The sequence below is a fragment of the Cellulophaga baltica genome, assembly GCF_018861125.1.
Classification (GTDB): domain Bacteria; phylum Bacteroidota; class Bacteroidia; order Flavobacteriales; family Flavobacteriaceae; genus Cellulophaga; species Cellulophaga baltica_A.
Map to the genome: position 1 here is coordinate 82010 of NZ_JAHKQN010000018.1, position 21687 is coordinate 103696.

Consider the following 21687-nt stretch of genomic DNA (forward strand, 5'->3'; position numbering starts at 1 on the left):
TAATAAATGGCTGTGGTTATTTCTATTTCAAATTCCTATTTTTGTCGAAAAAATAAAAGCAGATGTTGATTATTGGAATTGCGGGTGGTACTGGCTGTGGAAAAACTACAGTTGTAAATCAAATTATTGATGAATTACCAAATGAAGAAGTTGCCGTTATCTCTCAAGATTCTTATTACCATGATCTTTCACATCTATCAATAGCTGATCGCAGAAAAACAAATTTTGATCACCCTAGTGCTATCGATTTTAAACTTTTAATTGAACATTTACATGAATTAAAGGCTGGAAAATCAATTTTACAACCTGTATATTCATTTTTAGAGTGTAACCGAACTGATGAAACTGTACCTACACACCCTTGTAAAGTAATGATTGTTGAGGGTATTTTGATTTTAACAAACCCAGAAATTCGCAAAATGTTTGACATAAAAATTTATGTTCATGCTGATTCTGACGAGCGTTTAATTAGAAGACTAAAAAGAGATGTTACTGAACGTGGTTGGGATTTAGACGAAACAATTAGTAAATATCAAACGGTTTTAAAACCTATGCATCTTCAATTTATTGAGCCTTCAAAAGAATATGCTGATATTATAATACCTAACAATAAGTACAATACCGTAGCGGTTGAAATTGTAAAGAGTATTATTAACGAAAAACTACTTTAATTTTAATTAACTTAGTTGAGTTAAAAATCATTGTATGAAATACAAAGACCTAAAAAACAAAAAGTGGTTTAGCATTATCACGAATATGTACGTGCTGGTTCTTACGGTTTTTGTCGTCTGGATGCTATTTTTTGACACAAACTCTTTTCTCATACATTTAGAGCTTAAGAAAGAAATTGATAAATTAGAGAAAACAAAATCTTACTTAAAAGAAGAAATAGCTAAAGATAAAGTCATAATTGAAAAATTATCAGACAAGGAAGAGCTTCAAAAATTTGCCCGAGAAAACTACTATTTAAAAAAGAAGAACGAGGAAATTTATTTAATTGAATATCAAGATAGTATCAAACAAGTAGAAGATGAGTAATCAAAACCTTTTCAACGAATTTTCAGAAGTATCTCCTAAACAATGGAAACAGAAAATTCAGTTTGATTTAAAAGGTGATGATTATAATGAAAAATTAGTTTGGGAGTCTCCTGAAGGCATAAAAGTAAAACCATTTTATACCGTTGAAGATCTTGAAGAAATTCCGTTTTCACAAGTACAGATAAATACTTGGCACATTGCACAAACAATTTTCGTAAGCAATGCAGAAAGAGCAAACTTAAAAGCCTTAACTATTTTAAAAAAAGGAATTGAAAGTCTAATCTTCATCATTCCTACTAATGAAGTAGATTGCTCAATTCTTTTAAAAAACATTGATTTACAAACCGTAAATATTCATTTCGAATTTCAATTTTTAGCTTCAGAATACATTAAGAAACTTTACGAAATTGAAAAAGAACACAAAGCATGCTTCTATTATAATTTTGATATTATAAACCACTTAGCAAAAAGTGGAAATTGGTATCATAATCAAGAAACTGATTTTAAATTATTCTCAGAAATTGTTGCACACTGCAATAACATAACTATTGACGCTTCAAATTATCAAAACTCCGGTGCCAATATTACACAACAACTAGCATACACATTAGCACACGCCAACGAATATTTAAATAGAATACCTGAATCTCGTTTAACAGAAATTAAATTCAATTTTAAAATAGCCGTTGGTTCAAATTACTTTTTTGAAATTGCTAAAATTAAAGCCTTAAGACTACTTTGGACTTCTTTAGCTCCAGAATACAATTGTAATACCAACTGTCACATTATTTCAATACCTTCCAGAAGAAACAAAACAATTTACGATTGCAATAGTAACATGTTACGCACAACAACAGAATGTATGTCTGCCATTTTAGGAGGTACGAACACAATCTGTAATTTACCGTATGATGCTATTTATCATAAAAACAATGATTTTGCTGAACAAATTGCTCGCAATCAGTTATTATTATTAAAAGAAGAAAGTTATTTTGATAAAACCACTAATGCTTCAGATGGTTCTTATTATATAACTTCAATAACAAATCAACTAGCAGAAAAGGCTTTAGAATTATTCAAACTTTTAGAAAAAAGTGGTGGTTTTTTATCTCAATTAAAAAACCATGCTATTCAGAAAAAAATAAAAGAGAGTGCTAAAAAAGAGCAAGAACTTTTTAACACTCAAAATGAAGTTCTAATAGGTATTAATAAATACGCATCACCATTAGATAAAATGAAAGATGCCATTGAAATTTATCCATTTACAAAAAACAAACCAAGAAAATCAATACTTGAACCTATTATTGAATCTCGATTAGCTGAAGAAATCGAACAAAAAAGATTGGATGATGAATAGAAAAGACATTCAACATATCACTTTAAAGCCAGCTATTGATAAAGTAGACGATGAAGAAATAAATTCTTTTGAAACTGCAGAAGACATTACTATAAAATCCATTTACAAAAAAGAGGATATTAAAAATCTTAAGCATACCAAATTTGCTGCCGGAATCCCTCCTTTTTTAAGAGGGCCATATGCTACAATGTACACTAAAAAACCATGGACTATTCGGCAATATGCTAGTTTTTCAACAGCCGAAGAAAGTAATTCTCTTTACAAACGAAATCTAAATTCTGAAAAAAATGGACTTTCAGTAGCTTTTAATTTAACTACCCATAGCGGTTATGATGGTGATCATGAGCGTATAATTGGTGAGGTTAATAAAACCAGTGTTACTATTAACACCGTTGAGGATATGAAAATTTTATTTGATAGAATTCCCTTAGATCAAATTTCGATTTTAATGACTATTAATGGTGCTATTTTACCTATTCTAGCGTTTTTTATTGTAGCTGCAGAAGAAAAAGGTATATCACAAAAACAATTATCAGGTACAATACAAAATGATATTTTAAAAGAATTTATGGTGCGTAATGACTACACATACCCACCAACAGCTTCCATGCAAATTATTGCTGGCATTTTAAAATACACCAGTACAAACATGCCAAAATTTAATAGAATAAGTATTTCTGGTTGCCACATACTAGAAGCTGGCGGAACAACCGAAATTGAACTAGCATATACCCTTGCTGATGGAATTGAATTTTTAAGAGAAGTAAAAAAAGCTGGCTTAACAGTTGATGACATTGCCCCTCACCTATGTTTCTTTTTCAGGATTGGAATGAATCATTTTATGGAAATTGCAAAATTAAGAGCAGCGAGAATGCTATGGACCAAACTTGTAAAACAATTTAATCCTAAAAATGAAAAATCTTTAAAACTTAGAACTCATTGTCAAACCACTGGTTGGAGTTTAATTGAGCAAAACTCATTTAATAATGTTTCTCGAACAACTATTGAAGCCATGGCGGCCGTTTTAGGGGGCACACAAAGTTTACACACCAAAGCCTTAAATAAAAAAATAGCAAAACCAACCAATTTTTCTGCTAGAATTGCTAGAAACGCACAACTTTATATTGCCGAAGAAACAAAGCTTACCAAAACCGTTGACCCTTGGGCAGGTAGTTATTATGTAGAATCGTTAACTCATGAAATTTCACAAAAAGCATGGGAATTAATTGAAGAAATTGAAGAGTTAGGTGGCATGACAAAAGCTATTGAAGCGGGTATACCAAAAATGCGCATTGAAGAAGCCATTACAAAAAAACAAGCCCGAATAGTTACTGACCGTGACAAAATAATTGATGTAAATTGTTATCAACTTGAAAAAAAAGAGCCTTTAAATATTTTAGAAATCGAAAATAAAGAGGCTCACAAACAACACTTAGATAGTTCAAAGAAATTAACCTCAGAAAGAAATCAAGAAAAAGTAGCGGATACCTTGAAACAATTAAGGACTACCGCCGAAGAAATTCAAAAAACAATTCAACCAAATAAAAATTTGCTAGCATTAGCTATTGAAGCCGCTAGAGCTAGAGCTACTTTAAGTGAAATTAGTAATGCTATAGAAGTAATTAGTTTTTAAGATAAAAATACTCATTTTAATTCATTAATCTAAACTGAAAAATAACATTCAGTTAAGCTAAAAATTTAGGTGTCCTAAATAATATCTAATATATATTAGATATTCATTGTTTTTAAACAATAATCACTACCAATTTGTTTATTACCTTCTTAGCTGAAATAAAAATAATAATTGAAAAAATATTTAGTGGGTTGCAAACTGAGTAATTATACCACAAAGCTATCAATTCATAATTGATATTGTAGCCGTAATTATTTTCGATTTAAGAATTAAAAAACATATTGTTCATATTTTATCTTGTTTATAAACAAGATTTTAACCAACTTTAACCGGTCTGTGTTGATTTATTCACGAACTGTTAACAAAATACATTTTATAGAATTGTAAATAATCGTATTTTTACCATCAAACTTACTTACAAAATATGGGCAAAATTATAGCCGTAGCTAATCAAAAAGGTGGTGTAGGTAAAACTACCTCCACTGTAAACCTTGCCGCTTCCCTAGGCGTGCTAGAAAAAAAGGTTTTATTAATAGACGCTGACCCCCAAGCAAATGCTACATCTGGTCTTGGAATTGATGTGGATAGTATTGAAGTTGGAACATATCAGCTTTTAGAACATACTAAAACTGCAGAGGAAATTATCATTAAAACAACATCCCCAAATGTTGACCTAATCCCTGCACATATCGATCTTGTTGCTATTGAGATTGAATTAGTAGATAAAGATCAAAGAGAGTATATGCTTAAAAAAAGCATTGCTCCACTTAAAGAAAAATACGATTATATTTTAATTGACTGTGCACCTTCATTAGGTTTATTAACATTAAATGCCCTTACCGCATCTGACTCTGTTATAATACCTATACAATGTGAGTATTTTGCTCTTGAAGGTTTAGGTAAATTATTAAATACTATCAAAAGTGTACAGCGTATTCACAATTCTGAGTTAGATATTGAAGGAATGTTATTAACAATGTACGATTCTAGATTACGACTTTCAAACCAAGTGGTTGAAGAAGTTCGTAAACATTTTAGTGAAATGGTTTTTGATACCATTATTCAAAGAAATGTAAGGTTAAGTGAAGCTCCTAGTTATGGTGAAAGTATCATTAAATATGATGCTAGTAGTAAGGGAGCTGAAAATTACCTTAACCTAGCACATGAAGTATTAAAAAAAAATAAGGAAACAGCATAATAAATGGCGAAAGCAACACATAAGCAAGCGTTAGGAAGAGGGTTATCTGCTTTATTAAAAGATCCTGATAATGATATAAAAACAGTATCAGATAAAAATGCAGATAAAGTGGTTGGCAATATCGTAGAACTAGATTTAGTTGCTATAGAAGTTAACCCTTTTCAACCACGTTCTAACTTTAATGATGATGCGTTAAGTGAACTAGCATCATCTATTAAAGAGTTAGGTGTTATACAGCCTATTACTGTTCGTAAATTAGATTTTAACAAATATCAATTAGTATCGGGTGAACGTAGGTTTAGAGCATCAAAACTAATAGGCTTACAAACAATACCTGCCTATATTCGTATTGCAAACGATCAAGAATCATTAGAAATGGCTTTGGTAGAAAATATCCAAAGGCAAGATTTAGATCCTATAGAAATTGCATTGTCATACCAGCGTTTGATTGACGAAATTCAACTCACGCAAGAAAAAATGAGTGAACGCGTTGGTAAAAAACGTTCTACTATTACTAATTATTTACGTTTACTTCGCTTAGACCCAATTGTACAAACAGGAATCAGAGATGGTTTTTTGAGTATGGGGCATGGTAGAGCACTTGTAAACATTGAAAAAAAGAGTGATCAAATTTCGTTATACGAAAAAATTATAACAGACAGTTTATCTGTAAGAGAAACAGAAAAAGCGGTTAAAGAATTTCAGAATCCGACCACCAATAAAAAAGAACCAAATAATAAGGTTGTATCAAATCCTGCTTTTGTAGAGAATAGTATTAAAGATTTTAATAAATTTTTATCTACTAAAATTGAAGCTAAAGCTAGTGTAAAAGGAAAAGGAAAACTAGTAATTCCTTTCCACTCAAAAGAGGACTTTGATCGAATTAAAAAATTAATTCTTGGTGAATAAAAAATCGTATTTATTAGTATTTTTCTTTGTAATATCTTTCTTGACTTTTGCTCAAGAAAATGAGGAAGAAAAAGTAATTCAAAAAGATCAGCAATTAGATTCCATTCAAGGCAATTTTAGAAGCCAAGGAATTATGATTGAAGATTCTATTTTTGTAAAACAAAAAACAATCAATCCCTTATCTCCGGCAAAAGCCGCTTTTTATTCTGCAGTAATCCCTGGTTTAGGACAAGCTTATAATAAAAGCTACTGGAAAATACCTATAGTAATCGCTGCATTAGGCACGAGTATCTATGCCTATGACTACAACAATAAACTCTACCAAAGATTTAGAACTGCATACAAAAGACGATTAGCTGGTTTTACAGATGATGAGTTTTATGATTTAGCACCATTTAGTGACGAAGAATTAACTGAACCAGAGTATTCGACTGATGCATTACAGAGTTCTCAGGAAAAATATCAAGAAGACAGAGATTTGATGCTCTTGGTTACTATTGGTATTTACGTTCTTAATATAATTGATGCAAATGTTGATGCGCATCTAAAACAATTCAACGTAGATGATAATCTGAGTGTGGAGTTTCAACCCTACTTAAATTATGATCAAGTCACCTCCGGAAAAAATATCGGAATGGCTCTAACTTTAAAATTTTAATAATGAATATTGCTCTTTTTGGATATGGTAGAATGGGAAAAATGATTGAAGAAATCTCCCTAAAAAGAAACCATACAATAGTAGCCAAGATAGATAAGAACAGCACTGATATTGATTTTTCTACTATTGATGTTGCTATTGATTTTAGTCAGCCAGACGCTGCGTTTAACAATATAAAAATGTGTTTAGAGAATAATACACCAATTATATCTGGTACTACAGGCTGGTTAGATAAGTATGAAGATGCTATTGTTTTATGTAATGAGAATAATGGTGCTTTTATTTACGCATCAAACTTTAGCCTAGGTGTAAATTTATTTTTTGAATTAAATGAATACTTAGCCAAAATGATGTCTAACTTAAGAGACTACAATGTTACTTTAGAAGAAATTCATCATACTAAAAAATTAGACGCTCCAAGCGGAACAGCAATTACTTTAGCCGAAGGTGTTATAAAAAACACTGGTTATACTGGCTGGGAGCTTGACAAAATCACAAAAGAGCACTCTTTACCAATTAAAGCGGTAAGAGAAGCTGATGTGCCAGGAACACATAGCGTAAATTACAATAGTGATGTTGATAGTATCGAGATTAAACACACTGCAAACAACAGAGAAGGTTTTGCTCTAGGCGCAGTAATTGCGGCTGAATGGATTATTGGCAAACATGGTGTTTTTAACATGAAAGACGTTTTACACCTTCAATAAAAACTATAAAAACAAAACAAAATGAGTATAGCACAGTGGTTAATTTTCATTTTAGTTATTCAAGTAATTCATTTTTTAGGTACTTGGAAACTTTATGTTAAAGCTGGTAGAAAATCTTGGGAAGCAATTGTTCCAATTTACAATGCGATTGTATTAATGAAAATTATAAACCGACCAACATGGTGGGTAATTTTACTTTTCATACCAATTATTAATTTATTAATGTTTCCAGTAGTTTGGGTTGAAACAATTAGAAGTTTTGGCAGAAATTCATTAACAGACACTTGGTTAGTTTTATTAACACTAGGCTTTTATACATACTATGTAAACTACGCTCTTGATGTTGAACACATAAAAGAAAGAAGTTTACAACCAACAACAATGGCTGGTGAATGGGTAAGCTCTATCGTATTTGCAGTTGTTGCTGCAAGTATTGTTCATACCTATTTTGTTCAACCTTATGTTATACCAACAAGTTCTTTAGAAAAAACTCTTTTAGTCGGGGATTTCCTATTTGTTAGTAAATTTCATTACGGAGCTAGAACACCAATGACAACAGTTGCAGCACCAATGGTACATGATACCATTCCTGGTTTAGGCATAAAATCATATTTGAAAAAACCACAACTACCCTATTTTAGATTACCAGGGTTTAAAAAAGTAAAAAAGAATGATATTGTTGTTTTTAGTTGGCCTGCAGATACTGTATATCAATTTTACAAAAAACAAAAAGGTGTTATTAAACCCATCGATAAAAAATCTAACTACGTAAAGCGTTGCGTGGGTACACCTGGTGATTCTTTAGCTGTTAAAAATGGTGATGTTTATATTAACGGCGAAAAATTAGTATTGTCTGACCGTGCTAAACCTGAATTTATCCATACAATCACAACCAAAAATGATATTGACAACAATATAATTCAACTTGTTGGCAGAGAAACCTATTCTGGTGGTGTTATTAAAATACCTAAAGAAGCTTTATTACAAGACAAAGCTGATGAAATTTTAGAAACAAGAACGAGTTTAGAATTTATAAAATCAGACTCATTATACAACTATTATACTGGTGGCATATCTGATAATAAAGTTATTTCTTTTTTAAAAGCTACAAATGTCAAAAATATGGCATTGTTCAATATGACTGAACAAGAAGCTGAAAATTTAGTTGGAAAATCAGGTATTGTTTCTGTAGATAGATTCAGTTATAAAAAACCAAGTACTGATGTTTTCCCTCAAGATAAAAACCTTCAAGGGACTTCTGATAATTTTGGACCTATATATTTACCACAAGCTGGCGAGACAATAAAATTAAACCTTGGAACTTTACCTTATTACAAAAAGATAATTAAAGATTACGAACATAACACATTGACTGTTGCAGGTAATCAGATTAAAATTAATAACCAAATTACTGATACATATACTTTTAAACAAGGCTATTATTGGATGATGGGTGATAACAGGCACCGATCAGAAGATAGTCGTGTTTGGGGCTATGTTCCTGAAGATCATATCGTAGGAACCCCTGTATTTATATGGATGAGTATCGATCACTTTACTGAGGGAATAGGAAATTGGAAGATTCGTTGGGACAGAGTATTTACTACTGTTAATGGTGAAGGAGAACCAACCTCATACTTCAAGTACTTTTTGATTCTTTTAGTTGGTTATTTTGTTTTTGATTATTTCAGAAAAAAGAAAAAATCAAAAGAAGAATAGCTCGTATCCTTAACTGGTATTTAAAAAATATTAAACAACACAACAACTTTTGAAAACATTCTTACATCCAGGGTATTTTTTAAACATTCTAAATTTTGCTGTAATAGCACAAAGAGATATTACCTGGGAAGTTTCTGGAAATTACCAAAAACAAAGTTTTAGAAACAGATCAAACATTGCTAATGACCGTGGTTTTCACACCTTAAGCATACCTGTAAAACATAATGGAAAAAGCAAAGGTAGAAATACCTATGATAGTGTAGAAATAGACAATAAATACGCTTGGCAAAGGCAACATTGGCGCACACTACAAACAGCATACAGAACATCTCCTTTTTTTGAATATTATGAGGATGAAATTTCAACACTATATAATCGAGAGCACAATAATCTTCTTGACTTTAACCTAAAAACGATTGAAGTTATTTGTGACTGTTTACAAATTGACACACCAACAGAAAAGACCTCCATTTACCATAAAGAATTAAAAACAGACGAAACTGATGCTCGTTTTTTAATAAGCGCTAAGGAGTTGGTAAATGTTGAATACGAACCTTATGTACAAGTATTTGGAGATAGAAATGGTTTCATTGAAAACCTTAGCATTCTAGATTTATTATTTAACGAAGGAACAAATGCCTTAACATACTTACAGAGTATATCTTTAGATTTTTTAGATGCTTAGGTTTTGTATTCACTATGGAATTCACTTTATAGTACCCATAATTATAGGTTTTCTTTTTTTTAAACAAAACAGAATTAAAGCCACACTAATACTCTTATCTGGTATTTTGATTGATGTAGACCATTTATTTGCAAGTCCTATTTTTGATCCGAATAGATGTAGTATTAATTTTCATTTTTTACATACCTATTGGGCTATCACAATCTATTTAAGCTTTCTTTTCTTTAAAAAAACAAGAATATTCGGCATTGCTTTAGTAATACATATAATAGCAGATTATACAGACTGCTGGCTTATGTAAATTTTAAAAAGCAAATGATGCCATTATTGGAAAATGATCAGAGAATTCTACATCATAATTTTTATGTGATTTCACTTTCAAACGGTGATCCCCTAATATGAAGTCAATTCTAGCTGGATAATATTTGAAATTATAAGTTTTCCCAAAACCTACACCTTTCTCCTTAAAAGTATCATTCATCCTCCCCTTAATAGTCTTATAAATATTAGAATACTCAGTACTATTAAAATCACCACAAACAATAGTTTTATAAGGCACTGATTTCATATGGTTTAGAACTAACTCAGCTTGTTCTTGTTGCTTTACAAAGCTTTTTGTTAATCTTCCATAAAGTTTAGAAGACTCTTCCTTAACAAGCGCATCTTTATGAGGTGATACGCGTAAAGATTCTAAATGCAAACTATATATACGAACCGTATCATTTTTATATAATACGTCTACATACGCCCCATCATTTCCACTATCAGGAAAACTTAATAAACCATTAGAAATTATAGGATATTTAGAAAAAACACCCATATTAACCTTTTCCCTATCTTTAATATGTTTATGGTAACTATATTTATATTCCTTAAAATAATTTTTACGATAATAGTCAAATTCCTGAAAACATATTATATCTGGGTCTTCTTGAATTATAAATTTTTTAATTTTGTTAAAAAGGTTTGAATCATGAATGAGATTATCATTAAAACCTCTTACATTATAAGACATTATACTTAAATCCTTACTAGATTCTTCTGTTTCATTCAATCGAAACATATAGAAAGAAGACAACGAAAAATAACTAATTAAAAGAATTAGAAAAGAAAAGAAAAATTGTTTTTTACGCAAAAAAAGCCAATAAATAATAAAGGCAATATTAATAAAAACTAATATTGGAATACCCAAACTTAAGAAAGCTACAAAAGGATATTTTGCAGTAGAAATAAACGGAACAAAACAAGATAATAATAAGCACAATGCAAAAAACACATTCACACTAAAAATAAATTTTTTAATAAAAATTTTTATTTTTTTCATAAATCTATTCTTTTCCTGCTTTAAATAAAAAATCTTTTTCCTCATTTGAAAGACTCTCATAACCAGATTTACTAATCTTATCTAGTATTGCATCTACTTGTCTTTGATGAGTTTCTTTTTCATAACTAACTTCTTTTTTTAAGTTGGACGTAGGTTTTCTATACACTGTTTTCAATGGGGCTTTTTTTTCTTTATTAAAAAGATTTAAAAACCAATCTATCATACCAGAGAAACCAGATCCAATATCAACACCATCCATTAATTTTTTAGCATAAATATAACCTAAAAATGCACCACCTAAATGCGCTAATCTTCCACCAATATTTGCACCATACCCAATTTGAATCAAATCAGTTAGCACAAAAAACACCCCAACATACCATAATTTAACATTAAAGAATACCACACGAACCTCTTGGTTTGGCGTGTATGTACATAGAAAAATTAAAACTGCAGTAACACCAGCAGAAGCACCAACTAAAACATTATTCTGACCTGTTAATGCTGGAAAAATATTATAACTTAATAAAAATATTATTCCACCTAATATAACTCCTAAAAAGTAGACATTTATAAAACGACGGTTACTAAAAAGGTTTACAAACATTCTGCCTACATAAAAAAGCATTAACATATTCCAAAAAATATGCATAAAACCACCATGTAAAAAAGAATAGGTAATTATTGACCAAGGCTGGGTTATAAATGAAAAGAAATCTTTTGGCAGTTCAAACCAACTTACAAGAGACACACCTGTTATACCAAACAAAACCGAAATAAGTCGTGTAACAATAAACACAACTACGTTTATTGCTATTATTTTTTCAGCAATATTTAATCGGGCATATTGATATTTTAAATCTGTACTCATTCTAATTCCAACGATTCTTATTAAATGAATTCTTTTTCCAGTACCACATCATAATAAAACCAATCAATGCACCACCTACGTGTGCCATATAAGCAGTATTACTCGGACTAAAAAACGATTGGCCTGTTACAGCTGATATGACATCTAAGAGAATTATACCAGGTATAAAATATTTAGCTTTTATCGGTATTGGTAAAAATATCATCATTAACTCCGCATTAGGATTCATAACACCAAATGCTGCTAAAACTCCCATAATACAGCCTGAAGCACCTACCATTGACGCATTAAAATACGGAGCAATTGTTCTTAATTGAGTCACTTGAGCATTTGTCACTCCTTCAATAAGTCGATTAGAAGTCAACATTTCTGTTATTTGATCCGCCGCCAAACCAGAACTTTGTAATTCTGAAAAAGCTGGAATAAAATTGAAATAATAAAAGCCAAGCTGAAACAAAACAGCACCTAATCCTGCTGAAAAATAAAGAAATAAAAATTGAGTTTTATCCAAATAACGCTCTACAGCTGATCCAAACATCCACAAACCAATCATATTAAATAAAATATGAGTTGTACCACCATGCATGAACATGTGTGTTACAATCTGCCAGATTTGAAAGTTTTCATTTTTAGGAAACCACAATGCAAACCATTGATACATTTGATCGCCATACAGTTGTGTTGCTATAAAAAACAACACATTTATAATTATTAAATGCTTAACAGCATCAGTAATTTTAATCATTACAAGAATTTTTTATCAATATCATCACTTGTAATAGTAATGTATATAGGTTTATTAAACGGACTTACTTTAAATTCCTTACAAGCAAATAGATTGTTCACCAATGCTAATTGTGATTCGCTATCTAATTGTTCTCCAGTTTTTACTGCCAATGTTTTACTTAATGTTTTAGAAACAATATCAGATTGCGAAAAACTGTCAGTCTCAACATCCATTTGATAGTCAGAGATCAATTGATCTAAAACCATACCAACCTCACTTTCCGGTACCAACAAAGGAACACCAGTAATTTCAACATGTTCCTCTTCAATTTTATCAAAAGCAAAACCTAAAGTTTGCAAACTATCTTTTATCTCACTAATAATTAACACATCTGCTTTTGAAAATGATAATTGCAACGGAAATAACAATTGCTGACTTACAGCTTCTTTAACAGTAATATTTTTTAAAAAGTTTTCATACAAAACTCTTTGGTGCGCTCTACTCTGATCAATAACAACCATACCCGATTTAATAGTTGTCACAATATATTTTCGTCTTAATTGAAAAGTGGTTGCTACAGCATCAATTGGCTCACGCTGTTCGTCAAAAATAGAACCTGTAATTACGTCAGATTCAAAACTAATACTACTAAAATCAGAATCTTTACCCACGTTAGACTCTAAACCAACATATAGGTTTTCCCAACCTTTAGTGTTAGGTTTCTCAAATTTGGGTACAGAAAAAGAATTAGCATTACTTCCAGAAGAAGTCTTATCTATTGGTTTATCAGTTGCGAAAGGATTAAAACCTGCATCAACAACCACATTCGGTTGTTCTGCTGATTTATTTTGATAATTATATGGTGTATCTAAATTAGGATCTTGATCAAAATCAATACTAGGCACCACATTAAATTGCCCTAAAGCATGTTTTATTGTAGAACGAAGTAAGGCATAAAGTGTATGCTCATCATCAAACTTAATCTCCGTTTTAGTTGGATGAATATTAATATCTATAGTTGAAGGGTCAACATCTAGATACAAAAAATAACCAGGGTGATTTTCTGATTTAATTAGACCTTCAAAAGCACTTACTACAGCATGATGTAAGTACGGACTTTTTATAAATCTATTATTTACAAAGAAAAACTGTTCTCCCCTACTCTTTTTTGAATACTCAGGTTTTGTTATAAATCCTGAAATTTTAACCACTTGTGTTTCTTCATCGGCAGGTACAAGTTTCTCATTAGTTTTACTACCAAAAATGTTTACAATACGTTGCCTATAATTTGAACACGGAAGGTTAAATATTTCACTTCCATTGTTATAAAAATTAAACTGAATTGATGGATGAGCAAGAGCTACACGATGAAACTCATCAGTAATATGCCTAAATTCAACTTGGTTCGACTTTAAAAAATTTCGTCTTGCCGGAATATTAAAAAACAAATTCTTCACACACAATGAAGTCCCTTTTGGCGTAACCGATATTTCTTGAGATATTATTTTACTACCTTCAATTTTTAGCTGTGTACCAACCTCATCATCTTCAGTTTTAGTATGTAGTTCAACATGTGCAATCGCAGCTATTGAAGCTAACGCTTCACCCCTAAAACCCTTAGTGTTTAAACTAAATAAATCTTCGGCACTTTTAATTTTTGAAGTTGCGTGGCGTTCAAAGCTTAAGCGAGCATCAGTTTCGCTCATGCCTTTACCATTATCAACAACTTGTATCAATGCCTTACCACCATCTTTAATAATAAGTTTAATAGTATCAGCACCTGCATCAATAGCATTTTCTAGAAGTTCTTTAACTACTGAAGCTGGTCGTTGCACCACCTCACCAGCAGCAATTTGATTCGCTACATGGTCGGGTAAAAGTTGAATAATATCGGCCATTAAAATCTGGTAAATAGAGATAAATCAAAGTCGAAAAACCACAGTACAATTAAGCATAATATGGCTATAATAACTATTAGCCTAAAATTAATCTCTCGATTACCTTTAGTTCTACTAGCCTTTCTTGCCTCTCCCCACTGACCTCTAATATCGCCAGAGATAGAAGCATTTTTATATTTTGAAAATTTAGAATCAAATTTATAAGGATTGTCCACACCTTCGTCTTCCGCATAACGCGGAACATATCTAAAACTAGTATTCTTACGAAGTTTAAAACCTTTTAATCTCAAGATGAGTTTGTTTTGATTCAGTATCAAAAGTACTGAAAATACAGAAAAATACCTTTTATTAGATGCCAAAAATTGTTAACAATTGCTCACTAAAAAGTATATTTTACTAAGTTATCAAGATAAAATAAAAATAGTAAAACTTAACACTAGTCGCCTAAAGCCGCCATTTTAATTGCTGCAATTGCAGCCTCAGCACCTTTATTACCATGGATACCACCACTACGATCAATAGCTTGTTGCATAGTATTATCAGTTAACACACAAAATATTACAGGTGTATCAGTTAGAATATTCAAGTCCTTTATACCTTGAGCAGTAGCGTCACAAACAAAATCAAAATGTTTTGTTTCACCTTGTATAACACTACCTATAGCAATAACAGCATCTACATTTTGACTTTCAATCATTTTTTTACTTCCAAAAGTTAATTCAAAACTACCAGGAACATCCCAACGGATAATGTTAGATTCAGTTGCACCACAATCTAAAAGTGCATCTATAGCTCCATTATATAATCCTTCTGTAATTTCTGTATTCCATTCAGAAACAACAATCCCAAACCGAAAATTTTTCGCATTTGGGATTGTTGTTTTATCGTAAACCGACAAATTTTTATTGGCTGTAGCCATACGTATCTTAGTTTTTTGCCATTGCAATATAAGCGTCTACCAGATTAGCTTCTGTAGAACTTGCAAATTCTTCTTTAATTCTTTCAAAGTAATTTAAAGCTGCACTTTTATCACCTAACTCTAAAGCTGTTACTCCTGCTTTCTGTAAAAACATTGGTGTTGTAAAATCATTAGCATTTGCAGATGCTGCTTTTTCATAATAACCCAATGCATCTTCCGGTTGATTTAATTGCATAAAAGCATCACCAATAGCACCTTTTGCCATTGCATTAGTAACTATATCATCAGAAGAATAGTTTTCTAAATAATCTATTGCTTCAGTATATTTTTGTGTATTTAAAAATGACATACCAGCAGCATATGTTGCCAAGTTTGCATTTTGAGTACCACTATAATTATCAATTACATCAATTAAACCATATTTACCATTAGCACCATTTAATGCTAAATTATAAAGTGAATCTTTTGCAGTTTCACTTTGTAATGCCTGGTTGTAATATTGCATAGCATAAAACATTTCATTCCCTGCTTCAGCTTCTTTTGGTTGTTTTACAAACTGTTCAAAAGCTAAATAACCAAGTACAGCAACTGCAATAACAGCAATAACACCCAAAATGTAGTTTTGGTTTTTTGAAACCCATTCTTCAGATTTAGAAGCACTTTCTTCTAAAGTGTTAAAAACTTCTGCTGTTGTACTGTCTTGTTCATTGAATTCTACTTCTTCCGTAGTTTCAATCTTTACTTCTTTTGCTTTATAACCGCGCTTCTTGTATGTAGCCATTATTTAATTTTAATAATCGGGCAAAAATAAAGTTTTTATTCATAATGTAAAGCTTCTTATTCGTTATTTTTCGATAATTTGCGCCTTCATCTACAATTCAATCTTTAAAATAGGGTTTACACAGAATGTTTCTGAAGAAATTATCACTTATAAATTACAAGAATTTTAGTTCTGAAAATTTTGAATTTGACAATAAAATCAACTGCTTTGTTGGGCAAAATGGTATTGGAAAAACAAATGTTTTAGATGCTATTTACCATCTTTCATTTGGCAAAAGTTACTTCAACCCTATTGCAACTCAAAACATAAAGCATGGTGAAGATTTTTTTGTAATTGAAGGTAATTTTGAAAAAAATGATCGAGAAGAAAAAATAGTTTGTAGCTTAAAAAAAGGCGCCAAAAAAATTATAAAAAAAAATAGCAAAGCCTATGACAAACTATCTGACCATATTGGCTTTTTACCTTTAGTTATCATTTCACCATCAGATAGAGATTTAATTACCGAAGGTAGCGACACTCGTAGAAAATTTATTGATGGTGTAATATCACAATCAGATAAAGGGTATTTACAAACCTTATTAAAATATAATAAGATACTTAGCCAACGTAATTCACTTTTAAAATACTTTACCGCTAATCAAACTTTTGACAAAACAACTCTAAGCGTTTATAACGAACAACTTGACGGTTATGGAACTGAAATTTTTAATAAGCGTGTTGCCTTTTTAGAAACTTTTATTCCTATTTTTAAAGAGCAGTACAAGGTAATATCTGGTGATAGTGAAAATATATCTTTAGTTTACGACAGTAAATTGTTAAATGATAGCTTACTCAATCTATTTGATAAAAACATAGACAAAGACCGTGCATTACAATACACTAGTGTTGGTATTCATAAAGACGATTTAAATTTTAATTTAGGCGAATATCCTATAAAAAAATTCGGAAGTCAAGGACAACAAAAATCTTTTTTAATAGCCTTAAAATTAGCGCAATTCCATTTTATAAAAGCACAAGCAAACACCAATCCAATACTCTTACTAGATGATATTTTTGACAAACTAGACGAAAACAGAGTGAGTCATATCATTAGCCTTGTAAATGATGAAAATTTTGGACAGCTTTTTATTAGTGATACTCATGCCGATAGAACTGAAGCCGTTATAAAAACAATTCATCAATCATACAAGATGTTTAAATTAGGAAGCTAATTTTTAAAACACCGTACTATAATAATTTACATTAAAATTTAAAAAATATGAAATCGAAATTATCGCTTATATGCTTGGTTTTATTCTCTTATTCTTGCACTAATAATATTGATGAAAAAGATCTACCCTTATTGAATGGCTATTGGGAAATACAAAAAGTAACTTTCCCTAATGGACAAACTAAAGATTACACTGTTAATGAAAGTATCGACTATATAGAAATTGAACAATTGAAAGGATTTAGAAAAAAAGTGAAACCAAATTTTAACGGCTCATATATTACAAACGATGACGCTGAATTTTTTACCGTTTTTAAAAAAGAAAATCAGATTTTTTTAAATTATAAAAATGATTTAAGTGATTGGACCGAAAGTTTAAAAACACTTACAAAAGATCAATTTTCAGTTACAAATGAAGACGATATCACGTACCTTTACAAGCGCTATGAACCTATAAACATTTCAAAATAATGGCAAAAAGACGCAAAGAAAACATTCCTTTAAGTGAAGCTTTACAAGATTTTATCAGCACCAATAAATTACAAAAAGGTATTGATAAAGTTGATACTCGTGAAGCTTGGACCAAATTAATGGGGAATGGCGTTAATAATTACACCACTGCCATTGAATTACGTAGCGATACCCTTTTTATTTCATTATCATCATCAGTACTTAGACAAGAACTAAGTTTAGGGAAATCTAAAATTATACGCATGCTCAATGAAGAGCTAGGCAAAGAAGTTATTAAAAAATTAGTATTGAGATAAAAGAGTTCCTCTATATTTATAAAACAAAAATGCCATCTGAAATTCAGATGGCATTTTTTATATTATTTAATTTTCTAATTTAGAAAATCTCTCTTCCTGAAAAATGGAAAGAAGCTTCAATTGTCGCATTCTCATCACTATCTGAACCATGAACTGCATTTTCACCCATAGATGTTGCAAACATTTTACGAATAGTTCCGTCAGCTGCTTCTGCAGGGTTAGTTGCCCCTATTAAAGCTCTAAAATCTTCAACTGCATTATCTTTTTCTAAAACAGCAGCAACGATAGGACCTCTTGTCATGAATTCTACTAATTCACCATAAAAAGGACGTTCGCTATGTACTGCATAAAATGCTTGAGCATCTCTTGTACTTAACTGCGTATATTTCATAGCTACAATCTTAAATCCAGCAGCATTTATTTTGTCTAAAATAGCACCAATATGTCCGTTTTCAACAGCATCTGGCTTAAGCATTGTAAATGTTCTATTTGTTGTCATTTTCCTTAAATTTTCCGCAAAAGTACTATTTTTATAACATATTATACTATTTCAATATTAAATAGCTGTTAATTCAGTCTTTTAAGGCCAAAAATCGCAAATTAATAGGCTTGTTCTAAACTCCCAAGTACTTCTGAATTATCACCAACAATCTTATAAGTAATTTTATTTACCTCAAAATCAAAACTTAAAGTCCCGAAACTTATTACAGGCACAACCTCTCCTACTCTATATTTATTTTCTTCAGATGTAAAATCAGCATACACATGTGTTAAACCACTACTTGTAAAATCTATCAACGGATAAGACACACTTTCAATATTTGTTTTAGAAAATTCAGAGATATGCCTGTCACCAGATATAATAGCAACTCCTTTTGCTTTTGATGATGCTATCATTTTTTTTAGCTTATCCACTTCATGTGGAAAATTACCCCAAGTTTCAAAACCATGCTCATAAGACAGTACTTGAATACTACTCACCAAAATATTAAAATCAGCTTTACTCGTATTCAATTCGTTTTCTAACCACTCCCATTGTACTTCACCTAAAACTGTACCTTCACCATAAACGTTCGGTTTATTGCGTTTATTAGTTTCTGTATCTTTAGTAAGTGCTGTTCTAAAATACCGCGTATCTAAAACCAAAATCTTAACACTACCTTTTGGAGTATCATAATCATGAACAGCATAAACCCCCTCTTGTTGCCTCCTTGTACTCGTTTTTGAAACCCCCATGAAATCTAAAAACTGTTGCTGACTACCCTTTTTAGCTTTAAATTCTACGCCACCGTCGTTTACACCGTAATCATGATCATCCCAAGTACCAATAACAGGCACGCTACTTTTTAAAACCTTGTAACCTTCTACATTATTTTGAGTAGCATACGCTTCTTTCAACTTAGTCATATTATCAGTATCTGCATACACAATATCACCGCCCCAAATCCATACATCAGGTGATGTTTTTAAAATATCATCCCATAAAACATTTGAAAATTCAGCCTTATTACAAGAACCAAAAGCAATTGTAAAATCGGATTCTTCCACAATTTGTTGTTGAACATCTAAATTTCTCTCTACCGATTTGCAAGCTGCTATCACAAACAGCAAAAATAAAATAGGTGTAATTAATTTCATCTCATCTTCATTTTTAGGTTCACACAAAAATAGTTTTTTACATGTTACCTGTATGTTATAATTAGTATCTTTGCGGGCATGAATTTAGAGGATATCAACAAAATAAAAGAGCTACTAAGTACACCACAAAAAATTGCAATCATACCGCACAAAAACCCTGATGGAGATGCCATCGGGTCTACTTTAGGACTTTGGCATTACCTTAAAAATGCTGGCCATGACGCTACTGTTGTCAGTCCCAATGATTCTCCTAAGTTTTTGAAATGGATGCCAGGTTGTGATGCTATTTTAAATTTTGAAAAAGAAAATTCTCAGGCAAAAAATGCACTAAGTGAAGCTACACTAATATTTACTTTAGACTTTAATGATTTTGGTCGTGTAGGCCAAATGGAGCAATTTTTGGAAGATGCAACAGCTCAGTTTGTGATGATTGACCACCACCAAGCACCTTCTGATTATGCAGTTGTCACTTATTCTGACGTTACAATGAGTTCTACTTGTGAAATGGTTTATCATTTTATTGATTATTTAGGTGATAGTGATAAAGTTACTCCTGAAATGGCAAATTGTTTATATACAGGTATTATGACCGATACTGGTTCTTTCAGATTTAGGTCAACAACTAGTAAAACACATGTAGTTGCCGGGCACCTTATTGATAAAGGAGCAAAAAATTCTGATATAAACAATGCTATTTATAATACAAATTCACCAAGTAGATTACATTTATTAGGCTGTGCCCTTAAAAATATGGTCATTCTTGACGAATATAGTACTGCATATATCACACTAAGTCAAGATGAATTAGATTTATACAAATACAAAAAAGGAGATACTGAAGGCTTTGTTAATTACGGATTAACACTTGAAGGTATTAAGTTTGCTGTGATCTTTATTGAAAATAGAGAAGAAGGAATCATCAAAATATCATTCCGTTCACAAGGTAATTTTTCTGTAAATAAATTTGCAAGGACATATTTTGAAGGTGGCGGACATGATAATGCTGCTGGCGGGAAGAGCGATTTATCATTGAAAGAAACTGCCGCACGCTTTTTGAGCATACTACCTGAATTTAAAAATGAATTAGTTAACTAATGAGAAATATTATATACCTACTTACTATTCTATTAATTTGTAGTTGTGACGGCCCAGTTGCCCGTAAACCAGTAAGTACATCAACACCTAAAATTATAAAATCGACTGTTGAACGCAACAAAGATCTTTTAGCTCTAGAAGTACAAATTATATATGGTTTAGTTAGTAAAGACACTTCGCATACTTACTTAAATACTAAAACAGGTTCATGGTATTACTACGAAACTAAAAATGATACTTTAAATTATTTACCAAAAGGGGAAGATATTGTAACAATGACTTATAATATCATGACACTTACAAATGATACCATTTATAGTGCTAAAGAAATTGGAGTACAACAAATAAATGTTGACAAGCCTAGTTTATTTAAGGGGTTACGGAATAATTTCACTTTATTAAAAGAAAATGAGAAAGCTACTTTCATTTACCCGTCTTCATTAGCATTTGGCTACCACGGTGATGATAATAGAATTGCACCAAATACCCCTATTAAATCTTCAGTAGAAATACTTAAAATCGAAAAAAAATAATAAAAATTAAATAGCTCAAT

The 21687-nt window shown here is 31.0% G+C and carries 24 protein-coding genes and 1 pseudogene; 16 read left to right on the forward strand and 9 right to left on the reverse strand.

Features of this window, described 5'->3' with window-relative positions:
- Positions 1–62 precede the first annotated feature (62 nt).
- From udk to KO500_RS17320, 11 genes and pseudogenes are all read left to right on the forward strand, one after another.
- Complete coding sequence (udk, locus tag KO500_RS08575; protein WP_215956123.1) at positions 63–671, forward strand: uridine kinase; 609 nt, start codon at positions 63–65, stop codon at positions 669–671.
- Positions 672–705: 34 nt separating this feature from the next.
- A complete protein-coding gene (locus tag KO500_RS08580; protein WP_215956124.1) occupies positions 706–1038 on the forward strand; it encodes an FtsB family cell division protein in 333 nt (110 codons plus the stop codon).
- On the forward strand, positions 1031–2395 hold the full coding sequence (locus KO500_RS08585) for a methylmalonyl-CoA mutase subunit beta (RefSeq protein ID WP_215956125.1): 1365 nt from the start codon (positions 1031–1033) through the stop codon (positions 2393–2395). The genes KO500_RS08580 and KO500_RS08585 overlap by 8 nt, the downstream gene beginning before the upstream one ends.
- Positions 2388–4019 (forward strand): annotated as a pseudogene (locus KO500_RS08590) (methylmalonyl-CoA mutase family protein); the annotation flags it as partial. The gene KO500_RS08585 and the pseudogene KO500_RS08590, both read left to right, overlap by 8 nt.
- Before the next feature lie 433 nt (positions 4020–4452).
- Positions 4453–5226 (forward strand): ParA family protein, encoded by a 774-nt coding sequence (locus tag KO500_RS08595; RefSeq protein ID WP_215956126.1) that lies wholly within the window; start codon positions 4453–4455, stop codon positions 5224–5226.
- A 3-nt stretch (positions 5227–5229) separates the two neighbouring features.
- Positions 5230–6135, forward strand: coding sequence for a ParB/RepB/Spo0J family partition protein (locus KO500_RS08600; protein ID WP_215956127.1), 906 nt, complete (start codon positions 5230–5232; stop codon positions 6133–6135).
- On the forward strand, positions 6125–6793 hold the full coding sequence (locus KO500_RS08605; RefSeq protein ID WP_215956128.1) for a DUF5683 domain-containing protein: 669 nt from the start codon (positions 6125–6127) through the stop codon (positions 6791–6793). Before KO500_RS08600 ends, KO500_RS08605 begins: the two co-directional genes overlap by 11 nt.
- A gap of 2 nt (positions 6794–6795) precedes the next feature.
- Positions 6796–7500 (forward strand): 4-hydroxy-tetrahydrodipicolinate reductase, encoded by a 705-nt coding sequence (gene dapB / locus KO500_RS08610; RefSeq protein ID WP_215956129.1) that lies wholly within the window; start codon positions 6796–6798, stop codon positions 7498–7500.
- Between the two features lie 21 nt (positions 7501–7521).
- Positions 7522–9219 carry a signal peptidase I gene (gene lepB / locus KO500_RS08615; protein ID WP_215956130.1) on the forward strand — a complete coding sequence of 566 codons (1698 nt, stop codon included), beginning with the start codon at positions 7522–7524 and terminating at the stop codon, positions 9217–9219.
- Positions 9220–9268: 49 nt separating this feature from the next.
- Positions 9269–9904, forward strand: coding sequence for a WbqC family protein (locus KO500_RS08620; protein ID WP_215956131.1), 636 nt, complete (start codon positions 9269–9271; stop codon positions 9902–9904).
- A complete protein-coding gene (locus KO500_RS17320; RefSeq protein ID WP_252732458.1) occupies positions 9897–10205 on the forward strand; it encodes a DUF6122 family protein in 309 nt (102 codons plus the stop codon). Before KO500_RS08620 ends, KO500_RS17320 begins: the two co-directional genes overlap by 8 nt.
- Positions 10206–10208: 3 nt before the next feature.
- On the opposite strand, the gene KO500_RS08625 is transcribed toward KO500_RS17320, so the two are convergent.
- The 7 genes from KO500_RS08625 to KO500_RS08655 all read right to left on the reverse strand — a co-directional run bounded on the left by KO500_RS08625 (position 10209) and on the right by KO500_RS08655 (position 16424).
- Complete coding sequence (locus tag KO500_RS08625) at positions 10209–11228, reverse strand: endonuclease/exonuclease/phosphatase family protein (RefSeq protein ID WP_215956132.1); 1020 nt, start codon at positions 11226–11228, stop codon at positions 10209–10211.
- 4 nt (positions 11229–11232) lie between these two features.
- Positions 11233–12099: a rhomboid family intramembrane serine protease gene (locus KO500_RS08630; RefSeq protein WP_215956133.1), complete on the reverse strand. Its 867-nt coding sequence runs from the start codon at positions 12097–12099 to the stop codon at positions 11233–11235.
- A 1-nt stretch (position 12100) separates the two neighbouring features.
- Positions 12101–12844 (reverse strand): rhomboid family intramembrane serine protease, encoded by a 744-nt coding sequence (locus KO500_RS08635; protein WP_215956134.1) that lies wholly within the window; start codon positions 12842–12844, stop codon positions 12101–12103.
- The gene (mutL, locus tag KO500_RS08640) at positions 12844–14724 is read right to left on the reverse strand and encodes a DNA mismatch repair endonuclease MutL (protein WP_215956135.1); all 1881 of its coding nucleotides are present in this window, start codon (positions 14722–14724) and stop codon (positions 12844–12846) included. The genes KO500_RS08635 and mutL overlap by 1 nt, the downstream gene beginning before the upstream one ends.
- A complete protein-coding gene (locus KO500_RS08645; protein WP_252732459.1) occupies positions 14724–15041 on the reverse strand; it encodes a hypothetical protein in 318 nt (105 codons plus the stop codon). Before KO500_RS08645 ends, mutL begins: the two co-directional genes overlap by 1 nt.
- 119 nt (positions 15042–15160) lie before the next feature.
- The gene (gene ribH, locus KO500_RS08650) at positions 15161–15643 is read right to left on the reverse strand and encodes a 6,7-dimethyl-8-ribityllumazine synthase (RefSeq protein WP_215956136.1); all 483 of its coding nucleotides are present in this window, start codon (positions 15641–15643) and stop codon (positions 15161–15163) included.
- A gap of 7 nt (positions 15644–15650) precedes the next feature.
- Positions 15651–16424 (reverse strand): tetratricopeptide repeat protein, encoded by a 774-nt coding sequence (locus KO500_RS08655; RefSeq protein ID WP_215956137.1) that lies wholly within the window; start codon positions 16422–16424, stop codon positions 15651–15653.
- Between the two features lie 125 nt (positions 16425–16549).
- Here KO500_RS08655 and recF point away from each other — a divergent pair, with 125 nt between their 5' ends.
- The 3 genes from recF to KO500_RS08670 are packed head-to-tail and all read left to right on the forward strand — an operon-like array spanning position 16550 to position 18401.
- Positions 16550–17635, forward strand: coding sequence for a DNA replication/repair protein RecF (gene recF / locus KO500_RS08660; protein ID WP_215956138.1), 1086 nt, complete (start codon positions 16550–16552; stop codon positions 17633–17635).
- Between the two features lie 47 nt (positions 17636–17682).
- The gene (locus KO500_RS08665; RefSeq protein ID WP_215956139.1) at positions 17683–18105 is read left to right on the forward strand and encodes a hypothetical protein; all 423 of its coding nucleotides are present in this window, start codon (positions 17683–17685) and stop codon (positions 18103–18105) included.
- Positions 18105–18401: a DUF721 domain-containing protein gene (locus tag KO500_RS08670; protein WP_215956140.1), complete on the forward strand. Its 297-nt coding sequence runs from the start codon at positions 18105–18107 to the stop codon at positions 18399–18401. The genes KO500_RS08665 and KO500_RS08670 overlap by 1 nt, the downstream gene beginning before the upstream one ends.
- A gap of 79 nt (positions 18402–18480) precedes the next feature.
- Here KO500_RS08670 and KO500_RS08675 read toward each other — a convergent pair whose 3' ends face one another.
- Both KO500_RS08675 and KO500_RS08680 read right to left on the reverse strand, forming a co-directional pair.
- Complete coding sequence (locus tag KO500_RS08675) at positions 18481–18900, reverse strand: nucleoside-diphosphate kinase (RefSeq protein WP_215956141.1); 420 nt, start codon at positions 18898–18900, stop codon at positions 18481–18483.
- Between the two features lie 101 nt (positions 18901–19001).
- Entirely contained in the window at positions 19002–20039 is a 1038-nt protein-coding gene (locus KO500_RS08680) for an alkaline phosphatase D family protein (protein ID WP_215956142.1), read from the reverse strand.
- 78 nt (positions 20040–20117) lie between these two features.
- On the opposite strand from KO500_RS08680, the gene KO500_RS08685 reads away from it, so the two are divergent.
- Positions 20118–21134, forward strand: coding sequence for a DHH family phosphoesterase (locus tag KO500_RS08685; protein ID WP_215956143.1), 1017 nt, complete (start codon positions 20118–20120; stop codon positions 21132–21134).
- On the forward strand, positions 21134–21667 hold the full coding sequence (gene gldI / locus KO500_RS08690; protein WP_215956144.1) for a gliding motility-associated peptidyl-prolyl isomerase GldI: 534 nt from the start codon (positions 21134–21136) through the stop codon (positions 21665–21667). The genes KO500_RS08685 and gldI overlap by 1 nt, the downstream gene beginning before the upstream one ends.
- Positions 21668–21687: the final 20 nt, after the last annotated feature.